Source organism: Chitinophaga ginsengisoli (assembly GCF_003014595.1).
GTDB lineage: Bacteria > Bacteroidota > Bacteroidia > Chitinophagales > Chitinophagaceae > Chitinophaga > Chitinophaga ginsengisoli.
This window is the reverse complement of record NZ_PYGK01000002.1, coordinates 617,892-639,966: the sequence shown is the minus strand read 5'-3', so window position 1 is coordinate 639,966 and position 22,075 is coordinate 617,892. Positions and strand designations below refer to the sequence as shown.

The following is a 22,075-nucleotide window of genomic DNA, read 5'->3' as shown; positions in this document are numbered from 1 at the left end:
TTATTGCCTGCTATTATACTGTTGCGGATGCTGTTTTTTTCTTATACATGGCATACCATCCAAGTCCACTCGCTTTGCCGCCGGAGTTGGGATTACCAAACAGGTAGAACAGTGTGGAACCATTTGGTGGTACTTTCAGCATGCCCAAAAACTGCAATGCTATTTCTGTAAACATGAGTAGGAAGGAGGTCTTTGACGTATCATAAGCAAGCCGTATCTGTCCTATTGATAGTTTCATCACACTCTGTAAACTGATAAGCTTTCCTCCGCCACCTGCGCCCGGTAGTGATAAGCCGACAGATGCTTTATAGGTATCGCCCTGACTGTTGGGCGACCACGCTATCAGCAGGTAGGAATCGAGGCTGATCTTACCGGCAAGTTCTCCCGGTGTTCCCATATTTAATTTGAAGCGCAGGGCATACCAGCTGTCAGCGCTAACATCATTCAGTGCCAGGTCGGGTATTACGGGCAGATAGCCTTTATCAGATAAAGTAGTAAGCGGTGCTGCAATGACCAACCCCTGGAGGTCCAGTGCAAAGTTGAGATAGATGCTACCGTCCCTGGGTGTACTATGACTGGTATCAAAGCTGATCTGCGTAGCATCCAGTGCCATTGCTTTTGACATAGGATCAGATGCCGGGAAGTCCATGGATATGCCGAGATTATTGAACTTAAGCCCCATGTTGGGTTTGTCTTCAATAGTCCTCGGATTATCAGGATCATCAGCAAGTTTATTACCGAAGGAGAAAATATCAAATAACGGGGTCGTCTCATCGCCGACAACATAATAGTCAATAAAACCACTCATGCCAAACCAGGACTGTATATTCCCGTTCTTATCTGTGTTGAGTGTGCTGAGCAGGACGTTTGAGATCTGTATTTTCTGAATAATATTATTATCGAAGTAGAAGGTATTATCGCCCTGACTGGAAAGGTTATACAAGGTCTGGTCGTCTGTTATCTGCAGACTTCCTTTCAGTAATATATTGTGATAGACATTGTCGGCAACACCCATACCAGTTACAGGCATCTGCAGTAATTCAGTAACGGTGAGCTGGGCAAGGCTTTCGAAGCGCTGTACGGAGGTGTTCTCAAACAGTACTTTCAGGGAGAGCAGCCGGAAGTCGTAAGTAGTAGCGGTGACAGGTGCAATAGTAGTGTCGGAACCATCGTCTGTAAAATCAGGATCGACATAATAGATCAGGCCAAATATGGTGCTGGGTTGATCCAGCGCGGCATTGGCGCCGCTTTTCTTTACGGGGCTTATCTCTACTGCCAGGTGATGTGCATTAAATGCAGCAGGATCTGTTACACCCGCCATGATGCCGGCCAGATTCTTCGGAAGCTTGCTGATGTCCATACGTAAGAACAGGATACCAGTCCAGTTTTCGTCCTGTGCAATGGTATTGAACTTCGCAAAGTATTCATTGTCGCCTTGCGCGAGGGCCTGTTTAAAGTAGTTCTGCAGCCATTGTGAAAGTATCACCAGCTGATCATTGTCGGGTGGTGATATGGTGCCGTCATCACTGGTATTGGTAGGTGAGGCAAACAGGTCTTTCTGCGTCCACTTGGAAGGATTGGCGAGTAGACTATTCGTGGTGACAACGGGATCGTACAGCTTCCCCTTTTTGGCTTTGATGATCATGACGTTCCGGTAGTCATTGTATTTATTCTGTTGGCCTACATTAGCGGTCATCTCCCAGCTGCCGATCCCCATTTTGTTTGAGAAGGATGCCTCGTCAGGATCAGTGCCATTCAGCTGTCCGAGATATTCCGCATTGGCCACTACAAGCATCAGGTCGCCTGTTTGCAGTGCTTCTACCAGTTCTTCCTTCGGCTTCACGAACTGGAGGAAATAGTCTGTGCCGTTATCCTGGTTCTGTCCCAACAGCACCTCGTTCCACTGTATTTGCTTGTCTAAGGTAGTGATCGTTGCCAGTAGGCCGGATGGTGTTGTAGATGTTTGCTGCGATCCACCCTCCAGCATTCTGGCGCCAGATAATAGAGAGTTGGAAGTAGAGCGCTTCCCTACGTTTTTTCTTCGTGTGGGACTTAATACCTGTTCTTCAAAGGTGACGATCTGCTGCTGTGAAAAAGAGTTGATGCCATCACCGGCTGTTATGCCATAATAAGGCACAATAGGGAAGGTAACAACATCATTTGTCTCATAGGTAAAGCCGGGAACAGTATGACCAAACAGGTCGATATATTTTGGTGTAATGATGCCATCGCTGCCGAATAATGCAGACCCTTTGGGTTGTGCGATGTAGTAAATAGTATTGCCTTCACCGGCAACGAGTGTTGCCCATGCAGAAGAATAGGTATTGTCAAGCAGTGGCGCGTTAGGGTCTTGTGGTGTTTTTACCGGCGATGCTGTTTCAAACGGGAACTTAGGTGCATAAGCAGGCTGATTGGAAAGGAAGCGGAATTTGTCGCCATTGGTAGTGCTTGTTTTCGGCGTAACGCTGAAGAATTCGGTGCCCTGGAGGCCGCCTATCAGGTATTGGGGACCTCCTGTGGCAGCAGGTATCTGTATGGTGAAGTCTCCTTCCGGAGTAACTAAAAATCTTTGCGTAGCAGGTGAGGTATATTCGCCGCTGGCAAATACAAGCCTCGCGGGTAATGTATCAGGACCTGATATCTCTGGCAGCAGGTCGACAGCAGCACCAAATACTGTTCTGAAGAAAGAGGCCAGTATGGTAGGTGAATCATCTGTCGTGTTGGTACCGGCGAAGTTAAACCAGGTACGTCTGCTGGCGTAGCTACCACTGATGGTACAAGCGCCGGTATTACATGGGTCGTACGCTGTGTTATATACATCGGAAGGATCTATGCTGGTATTAAATCCGATGAAATCTCCCGCTCCTGTTGTTATATCCGCCAGTGGCAGCCATTCGGAGATAGCCGTGCGGTTGGGTTGCTGTATGGGATATAATGACTGGAAGCCCCATTGAAAGTTATTGTATAACGACAATCGCTGTATGCTGATGAAAAACTGGATAGTACCTCTGAGTGATCCGGTGAATGCGATGGTACCTGTATTCGGTTTGCGGGTTTGTGGGGTAGACGGACCAGAGAAGCCGATCGTGTAATTGTATAAGGAGCCGTCGAGCAGCAGGGTCGTGTCGTCCTGCCAGCTGAGAGCCATACCGCTGGCTACGGTAAGTGAGAGACTGGTCGTAAGCGGCGCCAGTAGTCCGCTGTTGATGGCAGTACCATCGATACTGATGCCCATCAGGGGAGCTGTATCAGCGTTGATGTTGGCATTATCCTGCAGCCAGATAAAAGCGCGGGTGGCACCAGACCTGTTCAATACACCGTATATACTGTTGGCGAATGCCTGGGCATTATCTATGTTAATAACAGGGGCTAACGCTGCAAACACGAAAGTTCCCGAATAGGTAGTACTGGCCAGTGCTTCCTTCAATCCAATTGAATCAACGCCGGTCGTGACGCCGGGTGGTAATACAAATGCAATGAAACCAACATCGCCTGTATTCATTTCTGCGATGTATAACTGGTCGATAAATTGTTTATTGAAGAAAGCCATGACGTGGGAATTTCATGTAATGAAGGATATGTGACAGGGTATAGAACATCCTCCGGGCACAAGGCCCGTAACCTATCTGCCTTTCAGGCACATAACACTATCATGCTGCTGAGGAAGCAGCACATAGCAACATCATACCAGCGCTGTTATAAGGGCATACCGGTATTATAAACCCGGTCCCGCACTGCCAGTGCAGCACGGGTCCGGGATCAGTAAGACATTAATTGGTAAAGCTTGCAGAGCAGGCCAGTGTGCGCTGTGTGCTGCCACCAGCTGACTTGTATCCGCTCATGAAAATACCGATAGTGTAGGTAAGGCCTCTTCCGATGCTTACATTATTGAATGCAGCTCTGCCAGAGGAGAAATCCAGTGAGATCGGAATGAATGACTGAGGCGCAACGGTGTAGAAAGAAGGGTTTGCACCTCTCCACAATCCTGCCCAGGCGCCATTAGTGAGTGGCAGAATGCCATCTGGCAGATCGAACTGGAAAGAGACAGAGGTAGTACCAATATTGATACCGGAGATGGAAGGTGTAAAGATGTTGCCTGTACCACCTTCTGAAGCTTTAGGAATATATGCGGTAGCGCATACATTACCATACTTCTGGATGTTGCCGCCGCCTGTAAGAATAGGGCCTGCTGAATACCCGATAATATAGTCGTTGTTGTTTACATTAAGACCGGTAAAGGCTGCACTACCGGAAGGGGTGTTGGTCTGTATATAAAAGATGGGCTGGAGGGGCTCCGTATTCCAGGGAACGGAGTTAGGATTCTGCCAGATAGCAAGGAAGTTGCCATAAGTGCTCGGCTGATTACCGGGCATGGTGTCATAATCTACGTCAATCTCATCCGCAGAGACATTGGAGATGGTAAGTTTTGTAGTTTGTGCGTTCTCGGTTGGAACAGCTACAAGAACTTTCTGCGCCGCTAGATTTTGTGTTTCCATGTGTAGAAGGTGTTTTGGTTATTAAAAGAAGAAGGTGACCTTATATTCCTGTGGTGGAATCAGATGTGTTGAAGTTGAGTATGGCTGCTGCCATCGTACGATCTTTGCCCATAAAGTAGATCAGCGTATAGTTTGTATCGGTTTGGAGTGGTACGTCCATATTTACAGTGCCTTCGCTCGCATCACTGTTGATCATTGCGGTGGCCAGGGGGGTGGGGGCGTTGTAAGGGGAAGCATATCCTTTCCATAGCCCGATCCAGTTGTTGTATTGTTGCGGCAGGTAACCTGCGAGTGTCTGATAATGGATAGAAATACCGTTCGGTCCCAGGTAATTCAGGCTGATGCTGACCTGTGTCGGTGCCGCAAGGAGACCACCAGCGGATATGAGGCTGCTGCAACAGATGTCGGTTATGTCAGGTCCTACGGCATATCCTACTATATAGGCGTTTCTGCTGATGGTGAGTCCTTCAATTGTAACAGAGCCCTGTTGTGAGTTGTGTGTTATCGGCACCTTTGCTACAGGAGGGGCCGTCCAGGGGATCACGGAATTTTCCCACATAGCTACAAAATTTTTATACGTCTCCGGCTGATTGCCCGGGAGGCCCGAATAACTTACTGTTACGCTTTCTCCATCTACAAAAGTTACCGCCACATAGCAGAGATCAAGGTTTGTTGAATCCATTCCGACTGCAAACCGTTGATCGGCAGGCGACGTTTGTTCAAGAAGTCCGGTATCCTCGCGTACTTTATCGTTTTTCATAGTTATATGATTATGGTGTGAATAATATAGGAAAACTACGCTGAGGGGCCTCGTTGGCCCGATTGCCTTTGTTTTTTATAGTTATTTGTTCTGGTAGCCTTTTTAATCTTTGCTGTGGTCTGATATAATAGGGCCTGTGACTATACTGTTCTGTTCTTATGTTAGGGTTTAACCTGTGCTTTTGTTTAGCAGGACCTGACAAGTGCCAGCTATGTAACTATCCTAACAAGGAAATAAGCGGATAGTTCTGATTTTTATACAAATAAGTATCATTACCTAAAAGCGTTCCTCCTTGATCCGTCTGGTGTGTTTCCCCGAAGACGGGACGTATTGATGTGAATGCCTTTGCATTTGTGGCCAGGGCGACATGATAGCTTGCTTCATTAGTTTATTCTATTATATTTGCACTACTGTCGAAGTACATAATATGCCATATAAAGGAGAAACCTCTTGCCTGATTTGATATAGATAACATAAAACAGTTGAACCAATGAAAACCAGTTTATTCCTGCCCGTGTTCGCACTTGGGCTATTACTTGCCGTAGCATGTAAAAAAGACAAATCGGCAACCTACACTGCTCCACTGCCACTGAAAGATCATGACACCGCGTTCGTACATCCCGGACTGTTACACACAGATGCTGACTTTGCCCGTATGAAGACAAAAGTGGCGGCCGGTGCTGAACCCTGGCTGTCCGGATGGAACAGGCTGACTACCAATGGTCATGCTTCCCTTACGTATACGTCCAATCCCGTTTCGATCGTCTACCGGGGATACGATGGCGTAAATGCAGAGAATTATTCAAATCTGTTTAATGATATTGCCGCAGCCTATGCAGATGCACTTCGCTGGAAAGTTTCCGGAGATGAAGCATACGCAAAGAAAGCCATTGCCATCATGAATGCATGGTCATCTACTATGAAAAGGATCAGTGGCACGAATGATTCTGTACTTTGTGCAGGATTACAGGGCTATCAGTTTGCCAATGCAGGTGAGATCATGAGAAGCTATAAAGGGTGGGCAGCTTCAGATTTTGCCAGATTTCAGCATATGATGCTTGATATCTTCTATCCGATCAATCATGCCTTCCTGACAAGAAGGGAAAGATGCATGGGCCATTTTTATGCCAACTGGGACCTTTGCAATATGTGTTCGGTGACGGCCATCGGCGTGCTCTGCGACGACCGTAGTATCTACAACGAGGGTATACAGTATTTCAAGTATGGTGCGGGTAACGGCAATATCAAAAATGCTGTTTATTATATTCACGATAATGGATTAGGGCAATGGCAGGAAAGTGGCCGTGACCAAGGACATACCGTGTTGGGTATAGGGTTGATGGGAGCCTTCTGTGAAATGACCTGGAACCAGGGTGACGATATGTACGGCTATGACGATAACCGTTTCCTGAAAGGAGCTGAATATGTGGCGAAGTACAATCTAATGGAAGATGTGCCTTATACCGCTTATACGAACTGTCTGGGTGTTAATCAGACGGTGATCGGCGATGGTTCAAGAGGTAACATCCGGCCTGTATGGGAACTGGTATATAATCACTACGTTAAGCGTAAAGGCCTTTCCGCGCCTTATACAGCACGTTTCGCTGCTCAGGTGAGACCTGAAGGCGGTGGTGGTAGTTATGGTAACACCAGCGGAGGATTTGACCAACTGGGTTACGGAACATTAACCTGTACAATAGGGAATTAATAATTGACCGGCAACGCATCATTCTTTTTCAGGAACGCCTTTGCGGCAGTCAGCTCCGGCCGGTTCGCCCAGGGCGTATTACATGAGTTGAGCAGTTGCTGATAATAAGTGCCGGCCTTTGCCCTGTTGCCTGATCTTTCAGCGGCAAGGCCGGCACTATATAACGCATTGAACCGCTTTGGATGATCGCGCAGGTTGACTTCATAAGCCTCCAGTGCTTCCACAGGCCTGTTCATTGCCAGCAGCAGATCGCCCAACAGCTCAGTGGCAGGAACTACTTCACCCGGAGTAACCGGCGGTTTAGGAGTGGTTTCTTCGATGGTAATAGCTTCATTCATCGATTTCAGCGCCTCCTCGTTTTTTCCCTCTTTAAACACTATCCAGGCCCTTGCTGCTTTCACCTGTACCAGTACCTGGTTGGCTTTATAAACGTCTTGCTTTAGGACAAGTGTATCATATAACTGATTCAGTATACGAAACTCAGCATGCGCAACATCCATTTGATTGAGGTGTATTGCGCTAAGTGATCTTGTGAATTGAATGATCGCCTTTTCCCAGGGATATTTCTCCCACACAACACCGGCAATTGCCTGCGGTTGAAGATTCACAGCTTCAGACCACATCCGGTTTTCAAGCAGATAACGGGAAGGGATAGCTGCAAAAGAATAGACCACTTTGGGACTTACAGGATATACCTCCCGGATAGTTTTTAGATAATCCCATTGTTCTTTAGCGTGTTTGTTATCGCCCTTTTGCAGATAGGAGTAAACGAGATAGTCCATAGCATGCAATTCCTCATCCCAGTGCCCCTTTATTCCGGCGCCTTCCGCGTAACACTTTGCTGCGGATACTGCCACCGTGTTGGAACGTATACTTTCATCCCATAGGCCCAGTCGCACAAAAATATGAGAAGGCATATGCTGCGCATGGGCTGATGACGGTGCAACAGTTGCATACTTCTTTGCTGCCGGTAGCGCCATAGCCGCCAGGGTAGGATAATCGTAGCTGTGGATGATATAATGGACCACACCCGGGTGATTAGGCTGGCTAACCCACAGCGAATCCAGTATATGACCGGCTTTTTTCTGTTTCGTGTAATTTTTGTCGGCAGAATCGGCAGCGCCATGCCATTGGCAGCGACAAAAGATACACGGCCAGTCAAAGCCCCGGGAATTGCGAAGAAAGGCCGCTCTGCGACGGAGATCCTGCGGGTAGTCGGCCAGAAAGAGGGGCTAACTGCACATTTTCATCAGGAAGTAGCCTGCAAACAGATTATTCCAGGGGAACTAATCAAGATACCGGAAGAGCCGCCTCCACTAAACGTCTTTTTTCAATATAATTGTGATCAGTTTCTCGTCTGAACACTCAATAACAAAAACCACCATGAAAAAGCACAAAGTAATGCTTGCAGCAGTCGTAATGACCTTCGCATCTGCTACCGTTTTCGCACAGATCAAGGAAAACAGCTATGCCATTGTCAATGTCGTAACCGGCAAAGTGCTGAGGATAAAAGATGCTAATGGGCAGGATGGCACACCGATCGTTTCCTATTCCCCTGTCAACTGGAAATGTGTAACCTGGGATTTTCAGGAGACAAAAGATGGGGCTTACCGCTTGAAGAATTTATTTTCTGAGAAAACACTGGGACCGTCACCTGATGGAAAGACACTGGAAGAACAGAGTGTTGCCAATGGTTCAGAGGAGCAGTTGTATGAGTTTATTCCCGCGGGCAATAATACTTTTTTTATTAAACAAAGGAAGAAAGGATTGTTTGTGACTCCTGCAGATGAAAATGGAACGATTGATGAACCTGTAGTGTTGCAGGCGAGGAAGAATGGTGATATTCAGAAGTGGAAGTTAAGGGAGCAGCATCCAACGATGTAGTTGTCGGGATGAACAGGCATTTATTACTTCAAGAGATATAGTGGTGAGTTGCTGATACCAGAGAAGTGAGTAGGAAATAAATCTATTATTAGGGATTTTCATCTTTTTTGCTTAGTATTAGTTTAAGTACCTGATGCTCTCAGAACACGACCTATGCTAATACCCAATCCCATGACCTATTATAACCCGTCGCAACGTATTACCCTACTGGACACTATACGTGGAATAGCCCTTCTGGGAATATTACTCATGAATATCCAGGTTTATACACTGTTTGACTTTCTGACCCCTGTACAGGTGAGGGCACTGCATTGGGATAACTCATCTACGCTTGTCCCCACACAGTTTTTACTTGACATCTTTATAAGAGGACAATTTTATAGTATCTATAGTTTTCTTTTCGGTCTTGGATGTTACCTCATGCTGGAAAAGAATACACGTCTTGGGCTGAATGGCCGCAGGTTGTATCTGCGCCGCTTAATGGTGATGCTTGTCTTTAGTGCTATCCATTGCGCGTTGTGGTTTGGTGATGTATTGCACATGTACGCGATATTAGGTGTTCCGCTTATCTTTTTCTATGACAGGAAAGTATCTGTTATCATTAAATGGGCAGCGGGTATTTTTTTGTTTGGCATATTGTTGGACGTATGCACTACTATTTTCTTTCCACGGGTACTTCCCTCCTCGGTTCAGGGGGTATTCAGCCAGGACAGGCTGCATATTATCAATACATTTCAACATGGAACGTTCAGGGAAATTATGGATACACAATATGGCCTACTGATGAAACGTTTGACTGCAACAGTGCGCAATAACCTGAACGCTTATCAGCATACATTTGTGCTGTTCCTGCTGGGACTGATAGCCGGTAAAACACGTTTCTTCCACCGTATAACCGAATTGCGGCCGGCTATTAAACGAACTGTCCTGATCTTACTCCCTTTTGCGTTGGCAACAAAAGTAATTGCCAGCCTCTCTTCTCTCGATGTACATTTCTTCTCGCCAGAAAAATCTGTATACGAGCAACTATTGACGAACATCATGCGCTTTACCGGTATGCTGCTGACAACATTGGTTTATGTTGGCGGGCTCACATTGCTGCTACATAACAACCACTCACGTTTATCAGGCTGGATCGGCAATGCCGGACGTCTGGGACTGACCAATTACCTTGCCCAAACAGTTATCTGTATGTTGTTGTTTTATCCTTTTGGATTGGGACTTACAGGTAAGCTTACATTGTATCAATCGCTGCTGCTTGCCCTAATGATCTATATAGTGCAGGTCATCTACAGTAATATCTGGCTGAGGTATTATAGTATGGGACCACTGGAAGCAGTATGGCGAAGATTCACTTACGGAAGGCAGGGCGGCATTAACAAAAGCGTTTAATTAAGCCAGGAGTAATATGTGAATTTGCCAGCTGATTTTTAATAAGAAGAAATCACAGAGTATTATTATTTTTGGTATGTCTATCGTAGCAATATTGATTGTGTAATATGTTCACTCAACTGCCTGCCGATGAACTCACCAGAGACTTGCGAACCTTTCTTTAAATACATGCGAAAGTATGTGGACCTCGATCCCGATACGATGGATGTAATAGCAGCCCATTCAGGCGAGCTTACCATTCCTCCCAAACATATTATCCTGCATGAAGGTAGCCCGTCTGATAAAGTTCATTTTATTGTTTCCGGTACTGCAAGATCTTATTATACTGATTTTTCAGGCAAAACGGTGACATGGTCTTTCCACTTTAATAATGAGGCAAGCAATAGCAGAAACCTGTTTGCCGTCGACTATCGTGCTTTCTTAAACAATCAACCATCTTCCGTCACCATAGAGACGCTTAGTGAAGTGAATGCAATAACTTTTTCCAAAGCACAGGTAACGTACTTAATAGAGAAATCGCTTATATACGAAAGATGGATGCGGAAGCTGAACGAAAATGCATTTATGCAGATGTATGATAGAGCATTCACATTGCTTACGATGGCAGCCACAGAAAGATATAATAAGCTGGTGAACGAAGAGCCGCACCTTCTTCAGATGTTTTCAAACTACTACGTCGCTTCCTACCTTGGCATAGCGCCACAATCCTTAAGCAGGATAAGAAGTCAGCATTAATATTTCCTCCCTTATTTATTCACAAATGTGAATGTTATTGCTATTTAAAGTCATGAAATTTGATAGCAAAACAGAAAGGAGTATGAAAAAAGTAATAATTGTAGAGCATGTAAGTATTGAAGTAGAAAGCAACTTTTATGACTTCACCTTTCATCTCGAAAAAGCTTTGGGCATTTTGATGCCTTCGGCTTTACAGTCATTGGGAGCAGTTCCTGCATCCATGGTTTACTATTTAACCACCACCAATAATGAAAGTGGCCTGATGTTATTTAACATGCTTTCCCAGGAGGATCTGGTGAAAAAAGAGCACGGGCGAAAGATCAGGCAGTACCAGATCGGGAATCCGCAAATAATGTACAGGATGGTGGAGAACCATGCAGGAACAGGACTCTATATGCCTATTCATCTGTTGGTTTATGAATCATCTGATGGAAAGGTGATAGTCGAATATGATCTGCCGTCTTCTTTATGTGCCCAGTTTAATAATGCAAGGATACTTTCCGATTCAATTATGCTGGAAAACAATCTTATTAAAATGATTCAGACTGCGGATGGCAGAGGTCGTGGAAAATCAATATCAGATAACTAATGAGTAGTAAAAACAGGCGAAATGAAGTATCAAGAAAGAACAACCAGTGAGGAATTCAATGAAGATGATTACCGTCCGGTGCAGGCTGAAGAAATGAATAATGCACCAAAGCGCGTGCCTTGTACAGGTAAAAGGAGTTTCCTGGTGCTCAGTCACAATAAATACCTCACAGTTCCCACTGAAAGGATAGCTTTTTTCTATGTTAAGTTCGAGGGAACACTTATGGTCACTGTATGTGGGAAGGAATATTCAGTCAATTATTCCCTGGAGCAGATACAGCAGCTTTTATCAGACCGGCAGTTTTTCAGGTTAAACAGGCAATACCTGATCAACTTCGATGCCATTAAAGAGGTGGAACGCTATTTTGCCCGGAAGTTGCTGGTAATACCTACTTTACTTTTTCCGGGAAAGATGATTGTATCAAGGCAGAGAGGAAAGGATTTCCTGGATTGGCTGGAGAACAGGTGAGGCCGAAGAGTCAGATTAAATAAACAAAAATGGGATGTGCGCGTATGTCACATCCCATTTTTGTCGTGGCTTGCAGCACCTTATAATCAGCGAAGTGATTTAAACGATGCACGCAGTTCTTCCGTAAAGAGTTTGGGTTGTTCCCATGCAGCAAAGTGACCGCCTACATTCAGCTTGTTATAATGGATCAGTTTTGGATATGCCATTTCTGCCCAGTTTTTTGGTACGGCATAGATCTCATCAGGGAAGGCGCTTACTGCTACCGGAATGGCAACATGACGGGGATCAAAGAAGCCTCCCTTTGCAGTCTGGAATGTTTCCCAATAAAGGCGGGCGGAAGAGATACCGGTATTGGTCAGCCAATATAACGTGATGTTGTCCAGAATATCATCCTTTGTAAGGCCTTCTGACTGTCCGTTAAAGACGCGTGCAATGAGTTTATAACTACTTGCATCATGGTCCAGTATCCAGCCTGCAAGACCGATAGGAGAGTCCGAAATGCCATAGAGTGTCTGCGGACGAAGACCCATCTCCTGGGCATAAGCCAGTCCTTTCTTATAGAAAAAGTCCAGCTGCTGGTATGCATTCTTTTCGTCGGCTGAAAGACCAGCAGGCATATTGCCGGATGCCAGTGCCTTGGTGATTTCTGCAGGAACAGTGGCTGCCATATTCGTATGAATAGCCAGCAATTCCGGAGGTGCTATTAATGCCATTATTTCGGAAATGGCATTACCCCAGTCGCCACCTTGTGCAACATATTTTTTATAGCCAAGACGGTTCATCAATTCTATCCATGCCTTTGCGACATGCACAGGATCCCAGCCGGTAGTAGTTGGTTTACCTGAGAAGCCATAGCCGGGAATCGAAGGTATTACTACATCAAAAGCGTCTTCAGCCTTTCCGCCATAAGCAGTAGGATCGGTGAGAGGGCCAATGATCTTTAACTGTTCGATGATGGAGCCGGGCCAGCCATGGGTGATGATAACAGGCAAGGCATTTTTATGTTTGGAACGAACATGGATGAAATGGATATCAACGCCATCGATATTTGTCACAAATTGTGGTAAAGCGTTCAGTTTTTGCTCGATTTTTCGCCAGTCATAATCTGTTGCCCAGTATTGAGCAAGGGCTTTCATTGTAGCAAGCTGTACACCCTGGGAGTCATCGTTGACGATCTCCTTATCCGGCCATTGAGTAGCCTGTATCCGGTGTTTAAGATCTGTTAATTTTTCTTCCGGTATATGGACCTGGAAAGGGCGGATGCTTTTGTCTGATGTAGTCCCGGTTTGACCATGGCTGAATGTACTTTGCGTCAACAGCCCAACCGCGACCAATGCAACTTTAAATATGCTAACCTTTTTCATAAATTCAGTTTTTTATGTTTTGGAATACGGGTGTAAAATTATCCCGGTCAGCAGCGATTGGCAATGGTGAAGTTGGCCAGGTAGACTAAGTTATTCCCGAAGTGGCCAAATTTGAGTGTGAAGGTTATAACAACGAGATCAGTGACAATGTTCTCTGGCGCTTATGAATGTTATTTTTATATTGGCTTTTGTTTCAATGCATCCTCCACATCCGAAGGATATACCGCATCCAGCATTTCGCAATAAACATCAGACATATGAAATCCCTCTTTATATAAACGGGCGGCGTTCCCGAATTGCTGTTTCGCTAATTGCTGTTTCCCAAGAGCACGGTAAGCAATACCTTTATAATAGCTGGTTTCTACATAGTTCCTGCATACCTTCTCCTGCTGCTTAAGATCTGATAAAGCACCAGTATAGTCCTGCTGCCGTATTTTTAATACCGCCCTATGTAAAAAGTCAAACAATCCTATAAAATCCTTCCCTTTAGTATAAAAAATGCTATCAATACCCCTGGAGAAATAAAGAGCCGCATTGGAGTAATTCCCTAACTCCCTCTCGCATAAAGCCATAACAACATTTAAACTGTAAGTACCGTCCCCGGTATGTTTGGAGGCAAAGTGGGTCAGACTGTCGAATCGTTTCAGGTCTTCAAGAGCGCCCTCATAATCTCTCAGGAATTTAAATCTGCACCAGCCTCTTATATCTAATGTCCTGCCAGGCTGGAGGGCCACTGCCTTGTCCATATACCTGCGCCAGGTCACGAAATCACCTCGTTTCAGATAAGGAACACTTATTTCCCGCCAGGCATCTGCCATGTCTGGGCATAAGCGGATGGCGCTATCAAGGCATTCCTGGCTTCTGCGGGAGCCCTGTGGAAAGGAGCTGGAAAGGTTGCGTAACTTACAGGCAAGGTTACAGAGAGAATCCGTATAGATATCGCAATTCTCCTGGCCATTGGCGATGAAGCTAATTATACAGAGAAATAGGAGCAGGTATGTCTTCTTCATGGACTAATACTTATTATTTTACCGTTCCTGATACGGAAAGTGATGTATTGATAGCTGTCATATATCTTCTCCTTATAAGCCGCCGCTTGCCATCCGCTGAGTTGTTTTACCAGCTTAAGTAATTGCTGAGATAAGGCTTCTTTGAAATGAATAGGCTGATAATTACTATCCATCTCTAAAAGCCGGAAGCGGCCGGTGTCACCATTACAATTAATAATGAACCTGATGGTCAGAAATCCGTTCTGGTCCTGAAAACTATCCTGTGTGCTGAAATTATCCAGCAGATATTTTATGATCTCCTTTTTATGATCCTTATAGTAGGATGTAGTATTGTAGTACTGTAGCACCTGTTTAGGATGGCATACTACAAATCCCGGATCATCCTGCAGGCTATCAAAGGGGATATCACCCACATTTTCAGGGAACCTTTGTTGCTGCGCAAAGGCAGGCATGAAAAAGCTCAAAAGAACAAAGGATAGCATGATGCTTCTCAGTTGATACATAAGGGTATAGGTAAAAGGGGCCTTTTTGACTACTGATCGGCTTCGCCATAATAGGCGGAGACAGCATCAAAGGCAATCTGTAAAGAATTATTTGCTGCTTCAAGTAACGCTGGGGCAAGTTCGGACGTGTCTTCGGTTAATTTGAAAGATACTTCCTGCCCTTTGAATACCAGGTGTGCCATCACTACGCCACTGCCCCAGAAGAAGTCGTAAATCAGGGCGACACCTTCTCCATCAGCGTCCATGTAAGGAGCAATACTTCTTAACCAGGTTAACATGGCTAAGCTTTCCTCATAGTTTTCACTGAAGAATACAACACAGAAAGTCCATTCAGTATCCCCATCGTCCATTTGCTCATCTTTCCCGATTCTGCATTCATTGGCTGTTGTTGCCAGGACGTCGCGGTTGGTGTCTTGTTGATAAAAATAGATCTTCGACAGTGGTTCCTTACCATACATGTCGCGGCTCTCCCACCATGTGGTCCAATCCTGATCAACAGCTGCTTCTACTGGTTTAGCCTGAAGGAACCGTTCAAGGTTGTCTTTTGGTATTTTGATGTTTACGTATAAGGAATTGAGTTGTGACATGATAGCTTGGTATTACGATATGTTTATGATGGCATATTTGGTGACAGTTAACAATGCAGGGACAACAACACGGGCATTTCTTTGATAGGGCGCACGCATGTAAATACTGTATTAAACCGGGGCAAATATAAAGCAAAAGGGTTCAATTATGAACCCTTTTAAAGTAAATACTAACCATCCAATCGATATTACCGCTTATTACAGTCAAACTGCCCTCTTAACTCCTTCATTTTGGTCCAGACTGCACTAGTCAAAGGTTGTGGTGAAAGCTGATGGAGAACGATCGTATTAGCCATTCCCGGGCATTTGATAACGTGTACGACACAGTTGAGTACCATAGGTTTTTTAGCCATATAATCCAGCATACTGACGGTTCCTGAATAGGTGGCCTCGTCGCTGCCCTGTGGTTTGCCTAGTTTCGTTACCTGGGTCTTCGTTTTGGTTACCATAGCCGCAGGTATGTTGCGCTTTTCAATGTTCCTGCCTATCAGGCCATCATAGTAGGCGTTTAGATTTTTGTTGATGACATCAGCACTGATCTTCTGCGCTCCATCTAAATACCATAAAAAGGAATAGGACCAGTATTCCTCGCTATTTGCTTCGCCCCAACCCTTTGTAAAACGGATGTCCTCTACACCTTTGTAAGGAATAGTGGGTGCAAACTCAATGGGTATGGGAAAACGTTCAATACCCCATCCTTCAACAGGTAAGTAATACGGCGCTTTCCATGTTTCAGGATTGAAAGTAGCATGATCTTGTCCGAAGGAATGAAGGGCCCAAAGGCATAACAGTAAAAGGAGCGTCTTTTTCATAGTCATTGGATTTATACCGGGGTAATATATACCCAGGTGCCTATACGCATCAATGATTATGCCTGTCTTAAAGCATCTTACTGGTCCGAATATGGGAAGTATAATGGCGACAAAACCGTTCAGGAGTGAACGGTTTCTGTCCGGATTCGTACATTGATCATTTTACCACGGTAGCTTCCAGCTCAATTTTTAATGTTTCAAAGAGGCTTTTTACTTCTAATAAAGTAACGGCCTGCTTAACGCCATGTTTAGCTATCCAATCCTGAAGGATGGGGAAATTAGGCCAGAGCTCTGCTGTTGAAGTCGTATAGATATTGAGCCGCACAATATTTTTACATTCGTACCCGGCTTCTCCGATCAATTGTTCCAGGTTCTGTATAGCCTGCATTAGCTGGGATTCCATATCCGCATTGCTTGATGTGCCATCAGCATCTATAGCTGCCTGACCAGAACAATATAGCGTGCCTTCTACGTGTTTTACTTCTACAGCCTGCGAATAACTACGTGCATCCTGCCATTTCCAGGGATTGATGTTTCTTATTTCCATGTTCTTCGGTTTTGAGTCAGCACCAATGCGGGTACTGTGTTTAGAATTGACATGTCAAAATTCCGAATACACAGGGACTTGATTTTTGACAAACCGCACGATTAAAAAGTGATGTTTGTCACATCAGGAAGATAATCTGCTGAGCGTCTCGCGGGAAACACCCAGGTAGGCAGCAAGGAGGCCTTTAGGTACACGTTGAACAAGTGAGGGGGATTGTTGAAGGAGTTGTTCATAACGCTCTTTCGCGTTAGATGTTATTAGTGATATGATACGGCGCTGTGCACCCAGAAAACCAAAATTTGATTTTTCAAGGAAGAAACGTTCCATCTTCTGAAGCGTATTGCGCAGTCTTTGGTAGTCTTCGAATGTAAGGCAGAAAACCTCGGTATCTTCAAGGCACTCCAGAGACATGGTAGCTTTAGTCTGCGTGTAAAACGCATAGAAATCGCTTTCCCACCAGTCTTCCATCGCAAAGGATACAATGTGTTGCTTTTCTGTAGTATCAGTATATACAAGCTTTAAAAGCCCGGTAACTATAAAATAGGAATACTTTACTGCATCGCCTTCCTGGATAAGGAACTGATGTTTCTTAAACTTCTTATAAGTGAAATGAGTCAGTACAAGCGCAAACTCATCATCACTGAGGGGAATTATCTTTTCTATATGTTCTCTGAGTTTTTCCTGCATAAATACACAACGTCTGATGTTGGCGTAATACCAGTTAGTTATAGCGGCAAGGTAAGAAGAAAGACGCTTATGAGGAGCTGATGCACCTAACCTATTGGAAATATTCGGGTAAATTTGGTATTTTAGTGCTTACAATCATAAATACCCTAATATGTCTCTGCTCAAACCTATGTCTATCTTTCTTTTCTTGATTGTTTGTATGACGGCTTCTGCTCAAACGCAGCAGAATACAACAGACACGTCCTATACTCAAAAAGACACTGCCTATTGGGTTTACAATTTCCGGCAGTTCAGAGACGCTGTTTATCAGGGTAATAAAGCAAAGGCAAGAGTCTTTGTGGACTTGCCAATTTCAGAGGAGAGCAATCACATATGGATTCTTGCATATGGCGGTGAGAGCGTAGGGGGTAAGGCAAAACCTTTTACGGAAGCCGATTTCTATAAATATTTCAACAAAATATTTGATAAGGCGTTCATTAAATGTCTGTTGAAAATTAAGACAGAAGAACTGTATAAGACAGGTGACTGTACGACCATTGGATTCGTAGATAGTCTCGCATCGAAAAGTTATGGGATGAGTGCAAGATGGGACAAAGAGAGCAACACTTTGACGTTAAATCTGGGTTCAAGAACTATTTTCAAAGAAGGAGAAGAAGAGTGGGTGGGTGAATTCGCCGTTATCTACATTTTCGAAATCACAAAGAAAGGTCATATTAGATTTAAATCAGTAGGTCTTGCAGGATAGCTGCACAAATATTTGCATTTCGTAAAAAAAAAGCGGTCCATTGCTGAACCGCTTTTCTCCCATCCATCCGTTTTATATATTATCGCTGTAACACTACTTTCCTGGACGTAGTGCCGTTGGAAATAATATAGATGCCATTCTGCAATGAAGATGGCAATACTATTTCAAGGCGGTTATAGCCAGATACGATCCGGAATTGTTTGGTAAAGACTACTTTACCGTTTAAGTCTGTTACAGTGATATACTGCAGTTTGTTGCTGGAGCTATTCAGTTCTGTATATACCTTACCGGTAGAAGGCACCGGATATACATTCAGCTCACGGTCGATCGTTTTCCCGTTCTTACTTATTTCTGCAGTTTTCGGTGTACTGCTGATATTTGCAGTCAGCTTATAGCACACGCCGGTGCTGAATGCGCCGTTATAACCAACTACACGTATGTAGTAAGTACCTACGGCGCCATTGTTATACACGATCCTTTCGCTGGAAGTGCTGCCATTTTCAGAACTACCCAGCAGTGTGCCTGTAGAGTCATACAGGTACAGATCATAGTCTCCTGGCAGGTTGCTGAGTAGTATCTCGATGTGCGGTTGTGTACTGCTGTTATTGAACTTGAACCAGTCAACGTCCGTAGAAGATGCAATCTGTGAGTTGATCTCGGTGTTTACACTGATAGCAGCAGCAGTAGCCCTTGTTGCATTTGGTTCGAAAGAGTTGGTACATGCAACGGAAGGTGTTGCATTCACCAGCAGCTGATAACATTTGCTGGCATTAAACGCACCGCTGTATCCATATACATATATGTAGTAGGTACCGGCAGCAGCGTTGTTATAAGTAATAGTCTCAGCGGTAGTGCCACCATTCTGCGATATGGCCAGCTGACTGCCCGTAGAAGACAATAATCTCACGTCATAATCTGCAGGTAAGTTGGATAGGTTGACAGTGATGGTATTGGTACCTGTAGTGGTAATACGGTAGTAATCCACATCGCTGGCAGATGCTATCAGGGCCGGGAATGCAGCACCCGTGGAAATAGTTGCTGCCGTGGCCAGTGTATTATTACTTTCCAGCTGGTCGGTACATCCTCCTATAATGATTGTATAGCTATGGAACCTGTAACATATACTGTCATACACAGCGCCATTATGACCATATATCTGGAAGTAGTATGTGCCAGGGCCTACTATGGAATAGAGGGAATCCGGAGTGGTGCCGGTGTTCTGTGAACTGGCCAGCTGACTACCCGTAGCAGACAGCAGCCGGATATCGAAATTAGCACCCAGGTTATCCAGGAAGCCTCCCAGGTAAGAGCTGTCTGTCACTACTACCTTAAAGTAATCTGTATCAGATGGGGTATTGATGGTACCCCTGATATCGGTGTCAATCACAATAGGATAGGCTGTCGCCAATGTATTATTTGGCTCGTATACATCAGGACAGGATACACTGGTGGTATCGCCGCAAGGGTAGTTGGAACCTGCTAGTTGTAGTATACCGGTATTGTCGGGATCCAGCCAGGGTTTTAACTGGTGCAGCACATCAGTACCGTTGGAGGTCCAGCTGTAAGACATCTTACCATATTCATCATTCTTGTTAGCCGTAGATGCTGTACAGCTGGAAGGTCCACCGGATAGCTGTCCTACTATCTGCCCGGTGTTGTTGAACAATGGTGAACCGGAAGAGCCGCCTTCTGTTACGCTCCAGTTAGTTTGCGTCTGCGCCCATACTGCTTTCCAGTGAGTATAGGGAGGACCTGTTGTATTGAAGTTGTCGTTTGTAAGCGGAGTGGTATAAGTAGAGATCTTTTTGATATCGCCTGCCGGATGATGAATGGTCACACCACTGGGACTGGCCACATCATTGGCATTCCAGCCTGCGTAGTACACATTGTAGGAAGCGGGAACAGCCGAATTGAATTGCAGCAGCTGGAAGTCGGAGCCATCCGCTTCTCCGCTATCGCCTGACCTGGCGCGCTGTACACAACCGGTAATAGTGTTGCTTACAGGCTCATTGGCAGGGTTAGCACAGGAAGGCGCCTCATAGTTGAAATAAAATATCCACTGGTTAAAATCTGAAACAGAAGCATTAGAACCGCAGTGGTTGGCAGTCAGAAAATAAGGCTTACAATCGCTACGCGCATTGTTTACCAGTGCACCTGTACACAGGTAGGCGGCGTTCCCCAGTCTCAGTAAGATCCTGGCTACCGCACGTTTCTGGTTCTGCCAGTTAGCACCTTCAGGACAATTTACATTCACATTACAGCTGCCAGCATCACCAAAATCTTTCTGCTGATTATTCCTTGCCTCCGGGATCCTTTCACTGTAAATGTTGTTCACGCCACTGATCGTAAAATGACCTTTACCTCTTACTGATCCTGGCTCATAATACTCAATGATACAGGCATTTCCTTTGAGGATTTCAGTAGCAAACAGGCCGCCCTGCTGGTTATTGGCACTGGTATAACTACCGATCAGTTGTGAGTGGTCTTCGTTATACACAAACAAGGTAGCACCTTCGGGCAAATGAAAATTGTTATAATACAGGGAAGTAGCCAATGCGCCCTGTACATCGATCTTCAGTCGCCATATACGGTCGCCGTTGGATAAGGTGGTCCAGGCGCCTGTATTATTCAAAGAGTAATCTGTAGGGAATATGATACCTACGCGCAGTGGTAATCCCTGTTTTTCGCGTTGTTCATCTTCTTTTCTGAGATTAGCCTGGGATACTGAAGGGATAGTTTGGGTTGTAATCTGTGCTGCCAGATTTGCTGAATAACTATAAGGTTTTCCGCCCCGGCTTACCTGGGCGTTGGATATATGGCATGCAAGCAGCAGCCATAACAGTAAGAATAACGGTTTTCTCATAATGAGATGTTTTAGGGTTTAAAAGAGAACGCATATATTTTCCTGGGATGGATGGGTAACATAGGGTTTGTTAATACAGTGTCTTAGGTGGTATGCTATGCTAAATTAAGGGGTCACACTGCTGCGGTATATCATGTCCATTTATACGAAAGAGGATGCCTCAATTCTTGTTGAAACATCCTCTTTATCTTTGTAAGCTATATGGTTAGAAAGGCGCCTCCATTATTGTTGAGACATCTTCCATTCTTTCAGTTAATAATTTGTTGCGCTCTGATAGGCTGCCTCTTCTCTAGCCCTTATCGCTTTCTTTGCCCTCAGATAAGCCCGCGCTTCCGACAGATAGCCCAGCAATGCAAGTACAGCTATAGCAAACCAGCCGATAGCCCAATATAAGTTTGAATTGGATGCCGCTTTTTCGGTGATCCTTTTAATGTCTTCCTCCGGTTCAAAGGAACTGTAAGAAGGATCCGATTTTGCATAGTATAAAGGCATCTCTGCAGACGTAGGAGGGTTTGACAGAACCCTTGTTCCATTGTATGGTCCGCCGCCATTTACTTCGTAGGTATATGTTACCTCGTAATGTTTTACCGGTATGCCCATGATCTTCATCGATACCTCTTTGTAAGTGGGATCTACCTTTGCAACGGCAACTGTATTATCAGTCATCATGGCTTTCAATACCGGGATGTATTTGGTTTCGTTTTGCTTTTCCCTGTGACTGGAAAAGCATCCGTTGGCAATGACCATCATTATGAGGATACCGATTATCGGACCAATTTTTATTGGATTTTTCAGTGTAGGTTCTTGCTGGCTCATAGGTTGGGAGTAATTTGGGTGCAAGATACGATAAACATATTATATAAATAATATGTATGTTGCCCGGTTTGCTTGAGTACTAAAGAAAGGGGCGCCTCAATTACCTGAG

21 protein-coding genes are annotated in these 22,075 nt (G+C 44.9%); 8 read left to right on the top strand and 13 right to left on the bottom strand.

Features of this window, described 5'->3' with window-relative positions; all coding sequences use genetic code 11:
- Window positions 1–13 precede the first annotated feature (13 nt).
- From CLV42_RS07180 to CLV42_RS07170, 3 genes are all read right to left on the bottom strand, one after another.
- Window positions 14–3,550: a hypothetical protein gene (locus CLV42_RS07180; protein ID WP_106601210.1), complete on the bottom strand. Its 3,537-nt coding sequence runs from the start codon at window positions 3,548–3,550 to the stop codon at window positions 14–16.
- Window positions 3,551–3,770: 220 nt separating this feature from the next.
- Window positions 3,771–4,496: a hypothetical protein gene (locus CLV42_RS07175; RefSeq protein WP_106601209.1), complete on the bottom strand. Its 726-nt coding sequence runs from the start codon at window positions 4,494–4,496 to the stop codon at window positions 3,771–3,773.
- Window positions 4,497–4,536: 40 nt separating this feature from the next.
- On the bottom strand, window positions 4,537–5,256 hold the full coding sequence (locus CLV42_RS07170) for a hypothetical protein (protein ID WP_106601208.1): 720 nt from the start codon (window positions 5,254–5,256) through the stop codon (window positions 4,537–4,539).
- 490 nt (window positions 5,257–5,746) lie between these two features.
- Between CLV42_RS07170 and CLV42_RS07165 the strand changes: the two genes are divergently transcribed.
- Window positions 5,747–6,964: an alginate lyase family protein gene (locus tag CLV42_RS07165; protein ID WP_106601207.1), complete on the top strand. Its 1,218-nt coding sequence runs from the start codon at window positions 5,747–5,749 to the stop codon at window positions 6,962–6,964.
- Here the strand turns inward: CLV42_RS07165 and CLV42_RS07160 are convergent.
- Complete coding sequence (locus CLV42_RS07160) at window positions 6,961–7,992, bottom strand: tetratricopeptide repeat protein (RefSeq protein ID WP_106601206.1); 1,032 nt, start codon at window positions 7,990–7,992, stop codon at window positions 6,961–6,963. The genes CLV42_RS07165 and CLV42_RS07160 overlap by 4 nt on opposite strands.
- A 42-nt stretch (window positions 7,993–8,034) precedes the next feature.
- Here CLV42_RS07160 and CLV42_RS07155 point away from each other — a divergent pair, with 42 nt between their 5' ends.
- The 6 genes from CLV42_RS07155 to CLV42_RS07130 all read left to right on the top strand — a co-directional run bounded on the left by CLV42_RS07155 (window position 8,035) and on the right by CLV42_RS07130 (window position 12,032).
- Window positions 8,035–8,325, top strand: coding sequence for a hypothetical protein (locus CLV42_RS07155; RefSeq protein WP_146154328.1), 291 nt, complete (start codon window positions 8,035–8,037; stop codon window positions 8,323–8,325).
- A gap of 22 nt (window positions 8,326–8,347) precedes the next feature.
- Window positions 8,348–8,848, top strand: coding sequence for an RICIN domain-containing protein (locus CLV42_RS07150; RefSeq protein WP_106601204.1), 501 nt, complete (start codon window positions 8,348–8,350; stop codon window positions 8,846–8,848).
- 171 nt (window positions 8,849–9,019) lie between these two features.
- Window positions 9,020–10,240, top strand: a complete 1,221-nt coding sequence (locus CLV42_RS07145) for a DUF418 domain-containing protein (protein WP_170117422.1) — start codon at window positions 9,020–9,022, stop codon at window positions 10,238–10,240.
- 168 nt (window positions 10,241–10,408) lie between these two features.
- Window positions 10,409–10,975 (top strand): Crp/Fnr family transcriptional regulator, encoded by a 567-nt coding sequence (locus CLV42_RS07140; protein ID WP_170117421.1) that lies wholly within the window; start codon window positions 10,409–10,411, stop codon window positions 10,973–10,975.
- A gap of 82 nt (window positions 10,976–11,057) precedes the next feature.
- Complete coding sequence (locus CLV42_RS07135) at window positions 11,058–11,564, top strand: DUF302 domain-containing protein (protein WP_170117420.1); 507 nt, start codon at window positions 11,058–11,060, stop codon at window positions 11,562–11,564.
- Between the two features lie 21 nt (window positions 11,565–11,585).
- A complete protein-coding gene (locus tag CLV42_RS07130) occupies window positions 11,586–12,032 on the top strand; it encodes a LytR/AlgR family response regulator transcription factor (RefSeq protein WP_106601200.1) in 447 nt (148 codons plus the stop codon).
- Window positions 12,033–12,118: 86 nt separating this feature from the next.
- Here the strand turns inward: CLV42_RS07130 and CLV42_RS07125 are convergent, their stop codons facing one another.
- The 7 genes from CLV42_RS07125 to CLV42_RS07095 form a co-directional block, all read right to left on the bottom strand.
- A complete protein-coding gene (locus CLV42_RS07125; protein WP_106601199.1) occupies window positions 12,119–13,396 on the bottom strand; it encodes an epoxide hydrolase family protein in 1,278 nt (425 codons plus the stop codon).
- A 176-nt stretch (window positions 13,397–13,572) separates the two neighbouring features.
- On the bottom strand, window positions 13,573–14,406 hold the full coding sequence (locus tag CLV42_RS07120; RefSeq protein WP_106601198.1) for a tetratricopeptide repeat protein: 834 nt from the start codon (window positions 14,404–14,406) through the stop codon (window positions 13,573–13,575).
- Window positions 14,403–14,909: a hypothetical protein gene (locus CLV42_RS07115; RefSeq protein WP_106601197.1), complete on the bottom strand. Its 507-nt coding sequence runs from the start codon at window positions 14,907–14,909 to the stop codon at window positions 14,403–14,405. The genes CLV42_RS07120 and CLV42_RS07115 overlap by 4 nt, the downstream gene beginning before the upstream one ends.
- Before the next feature lie 29 nt (window positions 14,910–14,938).
- Window positions 14,939–15,496 (bottom strand): hypothetical protein, encoded by a 558-nt coding sequence (locus CLV42_RS07110; RefSeq protein WP_106601196.1) that lies wholly within the window; start codon window positions 15,494–15,496, stop codon window positions 14,939–14,941.
- 188 nt (window positions 15,497–15,684) lie between these two features.
- Window positions 15,685–16,308 (bottom strand): hypothetical protein, encoded by a 624-nt coding sequence (locus tag CLV42_RS07105; RefSeq protein ID WP_106601195.1) that lies wholly within the window; start codon window positions 16,306–16,308, stop codon window positions 15,685–15,687.
- A gap of 157 nt (window positions 16,309–16,465) precedes the next feature.
- Entirely contained in the window at window positions 16,466–16,855 is a 390-nt protein-coding gene (locus CLV42_RS07100; protein ID WP_106601194.1) for a RidA family protein, read from the bottom strand.
- 123 nt (window positions 16,856–16,978) lie between these two features.
- Window positions 16,979–17,542, bottom strand: coding sequence for a Crp/Fnr family transcriptional regulator (locus CLV42_RS07095; protein ID WP_106601193.1), 564 nt, complete (start codon window positions 17,540–17,542; stop codon window positions 16,979–16,981).
- A gap of 151 nt (window positions 17,543–17,693) precedes the next feature.
- Here CLV42_RS07095 and CLV42_RS07090 point away from each other — a divergent pair, with 151 nt between their 5' ends.
- The gene (locus CLV42_RS07090) at window positions 17,694–18,287 is read left to right on the top strand and encodes a hypothetical protein (protein ID WP_106601192.1); all 594 of its coding nucleotides are present in this window, start codon (window positions 17,694–17,696) and stop codon (window positions 18,285–18,287) included.
- A gap of 79 nt (window positions 18,288–18,366) precedes the next feature.
- On the opposite strand, the gene CLV42_RS07085 is transcribed toward CLV42_RS07090, so the two are convergent.
- Entirely contained in the window at window positions 18,367–21,150 is a 2,784-nt protein-coding gene (locus CLV42_RS07085; RefSeq protein WP_106601191.1) for a pre-peptidase C-terminal domain-containing protein, read from the bottom strand.
- Between the two features lie 252 nt (window positions 21,151–21,402).
- Window positions 21,403–21,966, bottom strand: a complete 564-nt coding sequence (locus CLV42_RS07080) for a hypothetical protein (RefSeq protein ID WP_106601190.1) — start codon at window positions 21,964–21,966, stop codon at window positions 21,403–21,405.
- Window positions 21,967–22,075: the final 109 nt, after the last annotated feature.